12 protein-coding genes are annotated in these 12,884 nt (G+C 60.0%); 1 reads left to right on the top strand and 11 read right to left on the bottom strand.

The window, feature by feature from the left end; all coding sequences use genetic code 11:
• Positions 1 to 274: 274 nt before the first annotated feature.
• The 3 genes from ACTQX9_RS06720 to ACTQX9_RS06710 all read right to left on the bottom strand — a co-directional run bounded on the left by ACTQX9_RS06720 (position 275) and on the right by ACTQX9_RS06710 (position 3,178).
• Positions 275 to 1,675 carry a phosphoglucomutase/phosphomannomutase family protein gene (locus ACTQX9_RS06720; RefSeq protein ID WP_427719693.1) on the bottom strand — a complete coding sequence of 467 codons (1,401 nt, stop codon included), beginning with the start codon at positions 1,673 to 1,675 and terminating at the stop codon, positions 275 to 277.
• Between the two features lie 174 nt (positions 1,676 to 1,849).
• Positions 1,850 to 2,743 (bottom strand): homocysteine S-methyltransferase family protein, encoded by an 894-nt coding sequence (locus ACTQX9_RS06715; protein ID WP_441540818.1) that lies wholly within the window; start codon positions 2,741 to 2,743, stop codon positions 1,850 to 1,852.
• Between the two features lie 12 nt (positions 2,744 to 2,755).
• Positions 2,756 to 3,178, bottom strand: coding sequence for a metal-dependent transcriptional regulator (locus ACTQX9_RS06710; RefSeq protein WP_154518396.1), 423 nt, complete (start codon positions 3,176 to 3,178; stop codon positions 2,756 to 2,758).
• Between the two features lie 120 nt (positions 3,179 to 3,298).
• Between ACTQX9_RS06710 and pepT the strand changes: the two genes are divergently transcribed.
• Positions 3,299 to 4,546 (top strand): peptidase T, encoded by a 1,248-nt coding sequence (gene pepT, locus ACTQX9_RS06705; protein ID WP_441540817.1) that lies wholly within the window; start codon positions 3,299 to 3,301, stop codon positions 4,544 to 4,546.
• 244 nt (positions 4,547 to 4,790) lie between these two features.
• Here pepT and ACTQX9_RS06700 read toward each other — a convergent pair whose 3' ends face one another.
• The 8 genes from ACTQX9_RS06700 to atpF form a co-directional block, all read right to left on the bottom strand.
• Positions 4,791 to 6,044, bottom strand: a complete 1,254-nt coding sequence (locus ACTQX9_RS06700; protein WP_441540816.1) for an LCP family protein — start codon at positions 6,042 to 6,044, stop codon at positions 4,791 to 4,793.
• A 12-nt stretch (positions 6,045 to 6,056) separates the two neighbouring features.
• Positions 6,057 to 7,340 (bottom strand): UDP-N-acetylglucosamine 1-carboxyvinyltransferase, encoded by a 1,284-nt coding sequence (gene murA / locus ACTQX9_RS06695; RefSeq protein ID WP_441540815.1) that lies wholly within the window; start codon positions 7,338 to 7,340, stop codon positions 6,057 to 6,059.
• 88 nt (positions 7,341 to 7,428) lie between these two features.
• Positions 7,429 to 7,821 (bottom strand): ATP synthase F1 subunit epsilon, encoded by a 393-nt coding sequence (gene atpC / locus ACTQX9_RS06690; RefSeq protein WP_427727755.1) that lies wholly within the window; start codon positions 7,819 to 7,821, stop codon positions 7,429 to 7,431.
• A gap of 5 nt (positions 7,822 to 7,826) precedes the next feature.
• Positions 7,827 to 9,281 carry a F0F1 ATP synthase subunit beta gene (atpD, locus tag ACTQX9_RS06685; RefSeq protein ID WP_427727748.1) on the bottom strand — a complete coding sequence of 485 codons (1,455 nt, stop codon included), beginning with the start codon at positions 9,279 to 9,281 and terminating at the stop codon, positions 7,827 to 7,829.
• Positions 9,281 to 10,189: an ATP synthase F1 subunit gamma gene (gene atpG, locus ACTQX9_RS06680; protein WP_441041458.1), complete on the bottom strand. Its 909-nt coding sequence runs from the start codon at positions 10,187 to 10,189 to the stop codon at positions 9,281 to 9,283. The genes atpD and atpG overlap by 1 nt, the downstream gene beginning before the upstream one ends.
• Before the next feature lie 5 nt (positions 10,190 to 10,194).
• Positions 10,195 to 11,802 carry a F0F1 ATP synthase subunit alpha gene (gene atpA, locus ACTQX9_RS06675; protein WP_441540814.1) on the bottom strand — a complete coding sequence of 536 codons (1,608 nt, stop codon included), beginning with the start codon at positions 11,800 to 11,802 and terminating at the stop codon, positions 10,195 to 10,197.
• Between the two features lie 2 nt (positions 11,803 to 11,804).
• Positions 11,805 to 12,281 (bottom strand): F0F1 ATP synthase subunit delta, encoded by a 477-nt coding sequence (locus tag ACTQX9_RS06670; RefSeq protein ID WP_427727743.1) that lies wholly within the window; start codon positions 12,279 to 12,281, stop codon positions 11,805 to 11,807.
• The gene (gene atpF, locus ACTQX9_RS06665; RefSeq protein ID WP_441540813.1) at positions 12,274 to 12,870 is read right to left on the bottom strand and encodes a F0F1 ATP synthase subunit B; all 597 of its coding nucleotides are present in this window, start codon (positions 12,868 to 12,870) and stop codon (positions 12,274 to 12,276) included. Before atpF ends, ACTQX9_RS06670 begins: the two co-directional genes overlap by 8 nt.
• Positions 12,871 to 12,884: the final 14 nt, after the last annotated feature.

The raw sequence follows: 12,884 nt of genomic DNA, 5'->3' as shown, positions 1-12,884 counted from the left end.
CCAAGTCAGACCATTTCAAATGGTTCGATGTCTGCCCGGATGCGACACATCTGGTGTGTCCATCCTCGCAGTATCCGGTTCTCAAGGTGCACGCCTGCGCCGGTTCCCGGTTCGACCGGGCCGCGCGGCAAGGAGATATATTGCCAGACCGGAGGGGCCCGCGGGGCGGGAATCTGGTTGCACACAACTCCTACACATTTATACCCGCAGCTGACGCTTGCCAGTCGTTACCTACCACTCGCCGAGCATATCTTTATATTGAGCAGCCCCATGGCTAGAGCCGATATGCGCCCCGAGCCAAAGCGCAGCCGGCATCAAGCAACTCGTCGCGCTCCTCCACCGAAAAGCCCTCGGCGTACACTCGCACCACCGGCTCAGTGCCACTCGGGCGAACCAACAGCCAGGTATCATCCTCAAATGCCAAACGCAAGCCGTCCATGTGACTTACGCTCTGCGGCGCCTTGCCGCAAATCGACTTGGGATTCACACCGGGAAGCAGCGTGCGCAGCGACTCGGCATCTTCTGCCTCAAGTCGTAAATCTCGACGGCCATAACTTGTTTTTCCAAAACTCGCCTCGAGCTGATCGACCAGCACGCCCAGCGAAGCCCCCGTCTTTGCCATGAGCTCACACAGGAGTAGGCAAGCGAGAATGCCGTCACGCTCGGGCATATGCGCGGCAATGCCGATGCCACCGGCCTCCTCACCGCCCATAAGCACCCCGTCTTTTTTCATCTCGGCGGCTATATATTTGAAGCCAACCGGTTTTACGGTCACGCGGCAACCGAGTGCCTCGGCAACACGACGTACAAGCGTCGAGCACGATAGATTGACGACGACTCGCCCCTTCAAATTGCGAAACTGAACCAATTCGCCCATTACGAGCGCCATGATCTGATGCGGATGTATATATCTACCGCGCTCGTCGACCGCGCCAATACGGTCAGCATCGCCATCGGTCACCAGGCCGGCACACGCGCCGTCTTCGATAACTGCACGCTCGCAGGCATCCACCCACGGCTCTACGGGATCGGGACAGATATCCCTCCAATCCGATGCTTGCCCCGCATGAATCTCATGGACCTCAACACCCAGCTCGCGCAGCAAATCGGCAAGATAACCTTGAGCCGCTCCCCCCATGGGGTCGACCACCACGCGCAGACGAGCGGCACGAATGGCATCGGCATCGACAAACGATGCTACCGCTCGCATATAGTCGGGAATGATATCCGCCGTGCGATACTGCTCCTCGAGCCCCAGAGGTTCGGCGGCCATCGTTGCCTCGAGCTCTTCGATGACGTCCTGGTTTGCCGTGGAACCATCGCCCATGCGCAGTTTGAGACAGAGATAGCCCTGCGGATGATGTGAACCGGTCACCATGAGCGCCCCGCACGCCTCGCCATCGTATGCGGCAGCCCACGTGATGGCAGGCGTGGGTACAAAACGGGCCGCGAGCACGGCATCAAGGCCATGGGCCGCAAGCACGCCAGCTGCAAGTTCTGCAAACTCGCGCGCCCGGGGACGGGTGTCATACCCGATATATACCGTCTTGCCGGGATATGTCTTTTGCCAGAGCTCGCCGGCGGCATCAGCGATACGGGCAACATTGTCAGCGTTAAAATCCTCGCCGACGCGAGCGCGCCAGCCATCAGTTCCAAAATGAATTATCGCGCACACACGCAGACACCTCGCAGTGTTTGGATCATGGTACGCAGGTGGTATACCCGCAACGAGCGCCCGGCAAGCCGCCGGCGCACGCATTCACCGTTTAGGCAAAAGCCGTCGAGGGCGCATGTAGAGAAAAAACCGCCCCGATTGGGGCGGTAATTCGAATGTGCTTTTCTTCGGACTCTATATATCGAGCGCGTCTGCCATAGCAGCCGTCGTGATCGCCGTGGTTCCGCAACAGCCACCAACCATTGCGGCGCCAGCCCGCTTCCACTCGACGCATGCGCGCGCGAAAGCTTCGGGGTCCTCGTGCCACACGGGCCCATCTTGCGTTTGGACCGGATTTCCCGCATTGGGACGTACAGTAACGGGCGTCGTGGCTATCTTGACCATTCTTGGTACCGCAGCGGTAGCCGCTGTCAGGGTGCAGCAATTGACCCCAACCGAGCTCGCACCGTGCTTCTCGGCATACAAGATGGCACCTTCGATGTTTAGGCCATCACCCAGCAGGTCGCCCTTGTCATCAATAGCAAAGCTCACCAGAACGGGCATGCCATCAGCGGCATCATGGGCACCGGCGAGCACGGGCTGCAGATTGCGGATAGACGTGATCGTCTCGACCAGAATCCCGTCGACGCCGGCGTTGAGCAGGGCGGACGCCTGCTCGCGAGCATTTGCGCGAATCTCTCGATACTCGGAAGAATCCTCGACAAACCACTCAATCGCAATAGGCCCCATGGACCCCAGCAATAGCTGGGGATTTGCCTGGCGGGCATCGTCGACCGCCCCGCGATTGACCTCTGCCATAGATGGAGCGATTCCATCGCGATCGAGCGCAAAACCCGATGCCTGGAACGTATTGGTAATGAGTACCTGTGCGCCAGCGGCGGCATACAGTCGGTGGATGCGAGAAACCGTCTGTGGTTCGGCGAGGTTCCAAAATGCCGGCGGAATATCGGCAGCACCGTATTCACTCAGCAGCACGCTGCCCATCGGACCCTGTGCCAGCAGCGTCTCGCTGGCAAGTCGGCACATAAGCTCCTCGCCGCCGAAGCGATTGTAATAACTCGTATCCATATATATGTTTCGCTATTCCTCGATGCTGATTCCCTGCTTTTCGAGATAGGCGAGCCAACGGACCATTGTGTCCTCGGAAAGCGCGTGCTCCATCATGCAGGCCTCGGCATCGGCGCGCTCAAAGTCGACGCCGAGCTCCTGGACCAAAAATGTGCGAATCAGGCGATGGCGATACCAGATAGCCAAACCGACCTCGCGCCCACGGTTGGTCAGGATAACCTTGCCGTAGTGAGACTGCTCGACAAGTTCGGATGCCTTGAGAGCCGAAACCGCCTTGTTGACCGATGCCTTCGAGACGCCAAGGCGCTGTGCGATATCGACCGACCGCACGCCATTAGTCTCCCCATCCTCGCTTTCGATGCGAACCATGCACTCCAAGTAGTCTTCGTTCGCCACCGTTAGATGTAGCTCGCGCGAGCTATTTGTCGTATCCATGAACATCCGTCCCTTCTGCATTCAATGGCTGATTCTACCCCATCCAAGCGTCGCGGTATGCCGCGGCATACCGTGCTAGAGTTCTTGTTGCACACGACAACCAAGATTGGAGCGGTCTCTATGGAAAACACCACCACGAACCCCGACGTACTCGAGCGTTTTTTGCGCTACGTCCAGATCAACACACAGTCCGAGGATGCCAACTGTGACCAGGTTCCGTCGAGCACCGTCCAGTTTGATCTTGCCAATGTGCTTGCCGAGGAATTGCGCGAGCTTGGTGCAACCGATGCCCATGTAACCGAAAACGCCTATGTCTGCGCTCACATTCCCGCGAGCGCCGGCTCCGAGAATCAGCCCGCCCTGGGCCTGATCGCGCACCTCGACACCACCGAGGTCGCACCGGGCGCCGGCGTAGCGCCGCACATTGTGCACTACGAGGGCGGCGATCTGGTTTGCGGCATCGTCGACGGCAAGCCCGTATCCATGAGCACCGCCAAGCTCCCCGCCCTCAACAACCTTTTGGGCGAGGACCTGGTTTGCACCGACGGCACCACGCTGCTGGGCGCCGACGATAAGGCCGGTGTCGCCGAGATTATGGCGCTCGTCGCACGCATTGCACAGGACCCCAGCCTGCCCCACCCCACGCTTGGTATTTGTTTCTGCCCGGACGAGGAAATCGGCCACGGTGCCGAGCTGTTGGATATCGAGGACTTTGGCTGTAAGTATGCCTACACAGTCGACGGCGGTCCGGTTGGCGAGCTTGAGTGGGAGTGCTTCAACGCCGCCGAGGCTACCGTTAGCTTTGAGGGCCAGTCCATTCACCCCGGCGACGCCAAGGGCCGCATGGTTAACGCGGGCAATCTGTTCTGCGACTTCAATGCCCTGCTCCCCTACGTGCAGCGTCCGGAATACACCGAGGGCTACGAGGGCTTCTATCACCTTGAGGGCGTTTCTGCCACAGTCGACCATGCCACGGCGCGCTATATCGTCCGTGATCACGATGCCGCCAAGTTCCAGCAGAAGCTCGATCTGATGGATGCTGCCGCCGCGCTGCTCAACCAGCGTCTGGGCGAGGAGCGCGTAACGGTCGAGATCAAGCACCAGTACCGTAACATGGCCGAGATTGTCCGCGACTACCCAGAGCTGATCGATGTCGCTAAGGAATCCTTCCTTGCCTGCGATGTTGAGCCCCAGGTGCTGCCGATTCGCGGCGGCACCGACGGTGCACAGCTGTCGTTCCGCGGCCTGCCCTGTCCCAACCTTTCGACGGGCGGCTACTGCTACCACGGCGTCAATGAGTTTGTTCCGGTCAGCTCGCTTGTCAAAATGACCGACGTCTTGCAGGAGCTCGTCGCCCGCTTCGCATAAGGAACTCGAATAATCTAGGTAAGCAAAATCGCCCCGTCCTCAAAACCGAGAACGGGGCGATTTTTTGGTGCAAGGGGAGTAGTCGGCATCGCTGGTTGAATCAACGTCAGCGAGCGACGTCCAGGGCGAACAAGTTGGCATGAAAAAGGCAGGACGGTCATGCCCTGCCTTTTGAATGACAAATTGTCGCTCTGGGCGGCGCGCAACGTCGAGCCGTTGCGCGGACTGGCAAGCCCGCGCAACCCTAGTAGTTGGCTTCGTAACCGTTGCCGTCGCCAGTGGGCTCCTCGTAATAATATGAGCTGTAATCCGAATCGTCCGAATAGCTCGAATCGTCCGAATAGCTCGAATCGCCCGAGCTTTCCGACGAACCGGCCGTACCGTAGGCGTAATCGTCAGAAGTATGGTTGCTCAAATCACCGATTGTGGAGCTGGTTCCGTCGGATAGGCCCATGGTGTTTGGTCCCTTAGGATCCTTGCCGGCATCGACGCGCGCCATCATCTCCTTAAGCTCGTCCTCGTAGACAAAGACATAGCTCTGGCCGTCGATCATGGTGGTTTCATCTGCGTAGGAAGGCAGATTCGCCGAATAGATGCCATCGACATCCATGCCGCGCATAGCATTGACCGTAGACACGATGTCCTGAACGCTCATATCGGTCACAAGCATATCGGACAGCGAATTAACCAGGTCGAAGACCTTCGTAGCATCAAAGTTGTTGAGAATCTGGTTGGCAAGGGCACCAAGCACCTGGCGTTGGTGACGCATGCGCGTATAGTCGCCGTCGGCATAGGTATAGCGGCAACGGGCATAGGTGAGCGCGGTAGCACCGTCCATGTGCTGCTGGCCTGCCGTAATCTTAATGTCCAGATGCTCGGGGTCATCGACATCGTCGGTGGCGTTGATGTCGATACCGCCCACAGAGTCAATCAATGATTGCATACCGTCAAAGCTAACCTCGGCATAGTGGGAAATCTGCACGCCGCACAGCTCATTGACCGCTTGAACCATGGCCTCGGCACCGCCATAGGTATGGCAGGCGTTGACCTTCATGGTTTCGCCGTTATAGACAACCTTGGTATCACGTGGAATGGATATAAGCGTAGCCTGCTTTTGCGTAGGGTCGATGCGCGCCAAGATAATTGAATCGGCGCGATACGTGTCCTCGCCCGGACGACCATCGGTACCCAAAAGAAGCACGTAGAACGGATCCTTGGCCTCATTGGTATCCACCAAGATATGGCGCAGATTGTCGGTAATGACATTGGAATCGCCGAGCTTGCCCATAATGCTGGCGAACCACAGCCCGGCGGCAGTCGTAGCGCTCAACAGCACGCCAAGCACGGCGATAAGCGCAACGCGACGGATTGTCTGGCCGCGGCGGCGCTGACGAGCGCGCTCGGAGTAGCGTGCAACATTATCGCGACTGTAGATCTTGGCCTGTGCGCCGGTTGAAGGTCTTCGAGTATCCGCTAAGGGCTTCTTATTATTAAACATAGGCAACCTGCATTAGTAGATGACGGGATCGGGAACAGTGGCGTGCTCGACGTTTGCACCAAGTGCCTGCAGTTTTTCGACAAACTGCTCATAGCCACGTTTGATGTGATGGATGGCCGAGACCTCGGTAACGCCGTCGGCGATAAGGCCAGCAACGACGAGCGCGGCGCCGCCGCGCAGATCAGGCGAGGTAACCTGTGCACCCGAGAACCCCTTGACGCCATGAATCATGGCGTGATGGCTTTCGATGCGGATATCCGCGCCCATACGGACCAGCTCCGACGCGAACATGAAGCGGTTCTCGAAGATATTCTCGGTAATCACAGAGCTGCCATCAGCAAGAGCGGAAAGCACCATGATCTGCGCCTGCATGTCCGTCGGGAAGCCCGGGAACGGGAGTGTCTGAATATCGACCGGCCTGATGTGCTCGACACGACTCACGTGAACGCCATTCTCGATTCGCTCACACTCGATGCCCATGAGCTCCATCTTCTTGAGCACCATGCCCAAGTGAATGGGGCAAAAGCCCGTAACGTCGACACCGCGGTCATCGGCCATCAGAGCACCGGCAACGATAAAGGTGCCGGCCTCGATGCGGTCGCCCACCACGCGATGGGTAACGGGATGCAGTTCGTCCACACCCTTGATGGTCACGACGGGCGTGCCGGCGCCAACAATCTTGGCGCCCATCTCGTTGAGCATGTTGGCAAGGTCGACGATCTCGGGCTCGCGAGCCGCATTATCGATAACCGTAGCGCCTTGCGCGCGCACGGCCGCCATGATGAGGTTCTCGGTAGCGCCGACGCTGGCGAACTCGAGCGTGACGGTGGTACCGCGCAGGCCCTGGGGCGCGTTGGCGTTGATATAGCCGTGGGCGGTATCGAACTCAACGCCCAAGGCCTCAAGACCCAAGATGTGCATGTCGATCTTACGGGCACCCAGATTGCAGCCACCCGGCATGGCAATCTTGGCACGATGGAAACGGCCCAGCAGGGGACCCATCACGGCCGTGGAGGCGCGCATCTTGGCGACAAGCTCGTAGGGAGCCTCCCAGGAATCAACCTGAGAAGTGTCGATCTCGAGCGTATGCTCATCGAGAACGTCAATCTTGGCACCCATACCCTTGAGCACCTTGCCCATAACATGGACATCCGAGATATCGGGCACGTTCTGCAGCGTCGTCTTCCCCGGTGCCAGAAGCGTTGCCGCCATGAGTTTGAGTGCAGAGTTCTTTGCACCCGAAACAGGCACGGAGCCTCCGATGGTGTGGCCACCTTCAACACGGATAATATCCAAGGTCTACCCTTTCAAAAAGCATGCCCGGGATGGCTGGGCCATCCCGGGCATGATGTGTTCGCAAATGGTCGAACGCCAAATCGTTTGACTATTGGGCAAGCATGAGCTTACACCATGCGATTTCATTATAGAGGTAGGCGCGACGTGCATCATCCTCCGACAAATTACCCAGCTTCTCTTCAAAACCTTGAATATCAGCTTTAAGCTTGTCGGCATCGACGGTCGCCAAATCGCAAGCGCGCTCGGCGAGGACAATCACGACATCGTCCGCAACCTGGGCATAGCCGCCGTCCACAGCAAACGTGTGGTCGACGGTGCCCATTTGCTTATCACAAACGCGAACGTAGCCGCGATCGATCGTGCAGATCTCGCTAGCGTGACGCGGAAGAATGCCGAACTCGCCGTCCGTGGAAGGCAGGGCGACAAATGCCGCCTCGCCTTCATAGGCGCAGCTCTCCGGACACACGATGCGGATTTGCATAGCCACTACTTCTCCTCCATCTTGGCGGCGCGCTCGCGCACGTCGTCAATCGTGGACGCATAACGGAACGCCTGCTCGGGCAGGTCGTCGCACTCGCCGTCGACAATGGCGGCAAACGAGCGGACCGTGTCCTCGACACGGATGTAGACACCGGGGTTGCCGGTGAACTGCTCGGCGACGTGGAAGGACTGAGACAGGAACTGCTGGAGCTTACGGGCACGGTTGACCGTAAGGCGCTGCTCCTCGGAAAGCTCGTCCATACCCAGAATGGCGATGATGTCCTGCAGGTCGGAGTACTCCTGGAGCAGCTCTTGGACTGCGACGGCCACACGATAGTGCTCCTCGCCGACAATCGAGGGATCCAGGGCGTCGGAAGAGGAAGCCAAGGGGTCGATTGCGGGATACAGACCGAGCTCGGCGATGGAACGCGAAAGAACGGTCGTGGCGTCGAGGTGCGTAAACGTCGTGGCGGGAGCCGGGTCGGTCAGGTCGTCTGCAGGGACGTAGACAGCCTGAACGGAGGTGATGGAACCCGTCTTGGTCGAGGTGATGCGCTCCTGGAGGTCGCCCATCTCGGTAGCCAGCGTGGGCTGGTAGCCAACCGCGGACGGCATACGGCCCAGAAGGGCGGAAACCTCGGAACCGGCCTGGGAGAAGCGGAAAATGTTATCGATGAACAGCAGGACGTCCTGGCCACGATCGCGGAAGTACTCAGCGGTGGTGAGGCCGGCCAGACCGATGCGCAGACGCGCTCCAGGCGGCTCGTTCATCTGACCGTAGACCAAGCAGGTCTTGTCGATAACGCCAGACTCGCTCATCTCGAGGAACAGATCGGTACCCTCACGGGTACGCTCGCCAACGCCGGTGAACACCGAGGTGCCGCCATGCTCCTGGGCGAGGTTGTTGATGAGCTCCTGAATCAGAACGGTCTTGCCGACGCCGGCGCCGCCAAACAGACCAGTTTTGCCGCCACGGATGTAGGGCTCGAGCAGGTCGACGGCCTTAATGCCGGTCTCGAAGATCTCGGTCTTGGTAGTGAGCTCGTCGAAATGAGGTGCCGGGTGATGGATGGGATAAAACTCATCGATCTGGGGCATGGGCTTACCATCGACAGGCTGGCCCATAACATTCCAAATGCGGCCGAGGGTCTCGGGGCCGACGGGCATCTTCATGGGTGCGCCGGTGTCGACCGCGACGACGCCGCGCTGCAAGCCGTCGGTCGACGTCATGGCGACGGTACGAACGACACCGCCGGGAAGCTGAGACTCAACCTCCAGGATGGTGCTGATGTGACCCATCGGCGTATCGGCCTCGACCGTGAGCGCGTTGTAGATCGAGGGGACAGCGCCATCGAACTTAACGTCGACAACTGCGCCGATGATACGGACGATACGTCCCTCACCGGCCGTCTGACGTGCCGTGGCCTCCTCGACCGCCGCTTTAACGGTGGTATCTGCCATTAGTGTTCCTCCAATGCTGCGGCTCCGCCCACGATCTCGTTGATCTCCGTGGTAATGGAAGCCTGACGCACGCGGTTATACGTACGGGTAAGAGTCGAGATGATCGACGACGCGTTCTCCGTGGCGGAGTGCATGGCCTTACGGCGCGCACCCTGCTCGGCGGCGGCCGAATCGATCAGCGCCTGGTGAATGACGGTCAGGATGTAGCTGGGGACCAGCTCAGCCAACACATGCTGGGCGCTCGGCACGAACTTGAACGAGGACGAAACGCGCTCGGGGCCCTCGTCTGCGTTCTTACGCGGGCCATGTGCCATGGCGATCATCTCGGGGTCGAGCGGAAGCAAATGCTCGGTACGAAGAACCTGATCGACGCGGTTGCGAGCGTGATGGTACACGATCTCGACGCGGTCGAGCTGACCCTTGGAGTACTCGTCGCAGATATAGCTCGCGATCATGCGGGCATCCTCGAGGCTCGGGTCGGCCGAGGAACCCTCGAAGTGCATGACCGTGTTGGCACGGCTGCGGAAATACTCGCTCGCCTTGCGACCGCATGCGATGATCTCGCACTCGGCGCCATCATGTGCCCATTCGCGAGCGATTTTCTCGCAGGTGCGCTCAACGTTGACGTTGAAGCCGCCCGCCAGACCGCGATCGGACGTGATCGCGATGATCAGACCGCGCTTGAACTCCTCATGCGTCTTGAGCATGGGGTTGTCGCCGACAGTCTCTGTATCGCTCGCAACGGTGTGCATGACGTCGGTGAGCGCCTTCTTGTAGGGCTCAGCCTGCGTGGCTCGATCGAGCGCGCGACGGATCTTGGCCGTAGAGACCATCTCCATCGTGCGCGTGATCTGCTTGGTGCTCGTGACCGAGGAGATTCGCTTCTTAATGTCGCGAAGGTTAGCCATAGAGCTTAGTTCTCCTCTGCGCCCTCAGCTGCGCTCGCGGTGGAGGCATGCTTGGAGGCGTACTCGTTCTTGAAATCGGTGATGGCCTGAAGCAGCTGCTCTTTGGTCTCGCCGTCGATCTTGTTGGTACGGACCTTCTGCAGCAAGCCGCCAAAGCCAGCATTCATGTACTCGAGCAGCTCGGCGCGGAACGGCAGCACCTCGGAAAGGGGCAGGTCGTCGATAAAGCCCTCGTTGCCGGCGAACAGCGTAACGATCTGCTCGGCGACGTCGAACGGCTTAAAGCGCGGCTGCTTAAGAAGCTCGGTCATGTGCGCACCGTGGGTAAGCTGCTTTTGGGTGGCTGCATCCAGGTCGGAACCGAACTGGGTAAAACCGGCGAGCTCACGGTAGGCGGCAAGGTCCAGACGGAGGTTGCCGGCGACCTGCTTCATGGCCTTGGTCTGAGCGGAGCCACCGACGCGCGACACCGAGATGCCGACGTCGACTGCCGGGCGCTGGCCCTGGAAGAAGAGCTCGGACTGCAGGTAGATCTGACCATCGGTAATGGAAATGACGTTGGTCGGAATGTAGGCCGAAACGTCGCCGTCCTGGGTCTCGATGACCGGCAGGGCCGTCATGGATCCGTAGCCGTTCTTCTTGGACATCTTGACGGCACGCTCGAGCAGGCGAGAGTGCAGGTAGAAGATGTCGCCAGGATAGGCCTCGCGTCCGGGCGGACGATGCAGCGTCAGCGACATCTGACGATAGGCGACAGCCTGCTTGGATAGGTCATCGTAGATGACGAGCACATGGCCGCCGGGGTTGGTCTCGCTGGCGGGCTCGCCGTTCTCGCCGTTGTACATAAAGAACTCGCCGATAGCGGCACCGGCCATAGGGGCGATGTACTGCATAGGGGCCGAGTCGGCAGCGGTAGCCGAGACGATGATGGTGTAGTCGAGTGCGCCGTGCTGGGCGAGGGTCTCACGGATGTTGGCAACCGTGGAGGCCTTCTGGCCGATAGCGACGTAGATGCAGACCATGTCCTTACCGCGCTGGTTGAGGATGGCATCGATCGCGATGGCGGTCTTGCCGGTCTTACGGTCGCCGATGATGAGCTCACGCTGGCCACGGCCGATAGGAACCATGGAGTCGATAGCGAGCAGACCAGTCTGAACCGGCTCGCAGACCGGGGTGCGGTCGATAACGCCGGGGGCCTTGAACTCGATGGGGCGACGGTGCGTGGCGACGATATCGCCCAGGCCGTCGATGGGCTGACCCAGCGGGTTGACGACGCGACCGAGCATGGCGCGGCTCACGGGAATATCCATGACGCGACCGGTGGTACGGCACTCGTCGCCTTCCTTGATGACGTTGACGGCGCCGAACAGAACAGCACCGACCTCATCGCGGTCGAGGTTCTGGGCAAGGCCGTAGACGGTCTCGCCGGTCTCGGAGCTCTTGAACTCCAAGAGCTCGCCGGCCATGGCGTTGCGCAGTCCCGAGACGCGCGCGATGCCGTCGCCAACCTCGTCAACATGGGAAACCTCTTGCGTGTCGACGGTAGCCGCCAGGCCATCGAGCTTCGCCTGCAGGACGCGGGCGATGCTTTCGGCATTGAGGGTATCGGACATAACTAGGCTTCACCTCCGTTATTCAAAATCGTGGAACCGAGGGCCTCACGCGCTGCGCGCAGCTGGGTCTTGACGGTAACGTCGCGACGCTGGCCGCGGGCCTCGAGAATCAGACCGCCGATGATGGACGGATCGACCTTCTCGATCAGGAACACCTTGCGCTTTAGATCGGCCTCGCATTTCTCGGTAATCGTGCGGCGCAGCTCGTCATCGAGCGGGACAGCCGTGGTGACGGTGACGCCTACGACGTCCTCGTCGGTCGCGGTTACCATCCGATAAGCCGATGCAATCTGCGGCAGAAGATCGAGCTGGCCGCGCTCGAACACGGTACCGAGGACAGCAAGCACCTCGGGGCTGGCGTTCGCGATGACCTCAAGCTCGTGAAGATCGCGGAACACACGGCCCTCGGCCTTAGCGGCCTCCAGGAGGGTACGTGCATAGGTCTCGAGAACCCTGTTCTCCATGCGGCTGTTAGGCATTCAGGCTACCTGCTTCCTTTATGTAGCGCTCGATCAGACGACGCTGCTCGTCGTCGTTCTCGAGGGCCTCGCCGACAATCTTGGTCGCAACGGAGACGGAAAGATCGGCGATGGAGCCGGCAGCGGCGGCATAGATGGAGTTGCGCTCGTCCTCGGCGTTGGCGTGGGCCTTGGCAATGATGTCCTCGGCCTCCTCGTGAGCCTTGGCGACAATGCGGGCGCGCTCGGACTCGGCGTCCTGACGGGCGGCGGTCACGATGTCGGCAGCCTGACGACGGGCGTCGGTGAGGAGGGCGTCGGACTCCTTGCGGGCCTCGATGGCCTTGCGCTTGGTGGTCTCAGCCTCATCGAGGCTGTCCTTGATGCGCCTGCCGCGCTCTTCCATCGTCTGCAGAATCTGCGGCCAGGCGAACTTGGCCAAAACGATGAAGATGATGAGGAAGGCAATGAGTGCAGGGACGAATTCCGCCATCTTGGGGACGAGGATCTCGGCCTTGTTCTCAGACTCCTCGGCGAATGCCGACACCGGCATGGCGAGCATGGCGCCCGTCAGCGCAGCAGCGACTTTCGCGTGGTTGAAATGCTTCATGGCGACTACCTTCG

Source organism: Collinsella sp. LCP19S3_F2, assembly GCF_052121015.1.
Lineage (GTDB): Bacteria > Actinomycetota > Coriobacteriia > Coriobacteriales > Coriobacteriaceae > Collinsella.
Note: the sequence above shows the minus strand (reverse complement) of the source record. Positions and strands in the feature narration are given on the sequence as shown.

Excerpts from the sequence above, each read along its gene's own strand:
- ACTQX9_RS06715 (WP_441540818.1), bottom strand. The coding sequence starts at position 2,743 with ATGGATACGAGTTATTACAATCGCTTCGGCGGCGAGGAGCTTATGTGC.
- ACTQX9_RS06710 (WP_154518396.1), bottom strand. The coding sequence starts at position 3,178 with ATGGATACGACAAATAGCTCGCGCGAGCTACATCTAACGGTGGCGAAC.
- pepT (WP_441540817.1), top strand. The coding sequence starts at position 3,299 with ATGGAAAACACCACCACGAACCCCGACGTACTCGAGCGTTTTTTGCGC.
- ACTQX9_RS06700 (WP_441540816.1), bottom strand. The coding sequence starts at position 6,044 with ATGTTTAATAATAAGAAGCCCTTAGCGGATACTCGAAGACCTTCAACC.
- atpC (WP_427727755.1), bottom strand. The coding sequence starts at position 7,821 with ATGCAAATCCGCATCGTGTGTCCGGAGAGCTGCGCCTATGAAGGCGAG.
- atpD (WP_427727748.1), bottom strand. The coding sequence starts at position 9,281 with ATGGCAGATACCACCGTTAAAGCGGCGGTCGAGGAGGCCACGGCACGT.
- atpG (WP_441041458.1), bottom strand. The coding sequence starts at position 10,189 with ATGGCTAACCTTCGCGACATTAAGAAGCGAATCTCCTCGGTCACGAGC.
- atpA (WP_441540814.1), bottom strand. The coding sequence starts at position 11,802 with ATGTCCGATACCCTCAATGCCGAAAGCATCGCCCGCGTCCTGCAGGCG.
- ACTQX9_RS06670 (WP_427727743.1), bottom strand. The coding sequence starts at position 12,281 with ATGCCTAACAGCCGCATGGAGAACAGGGTTCTCGAGACCTATGCACGT.
- atpF (WP_441540813.1), bottom strand. The coding sequence starts at position 12,870 with ATGAAGCATTTCAACCACGCGAAAGTCGCTGCTGCGCTGACGGGCGCC.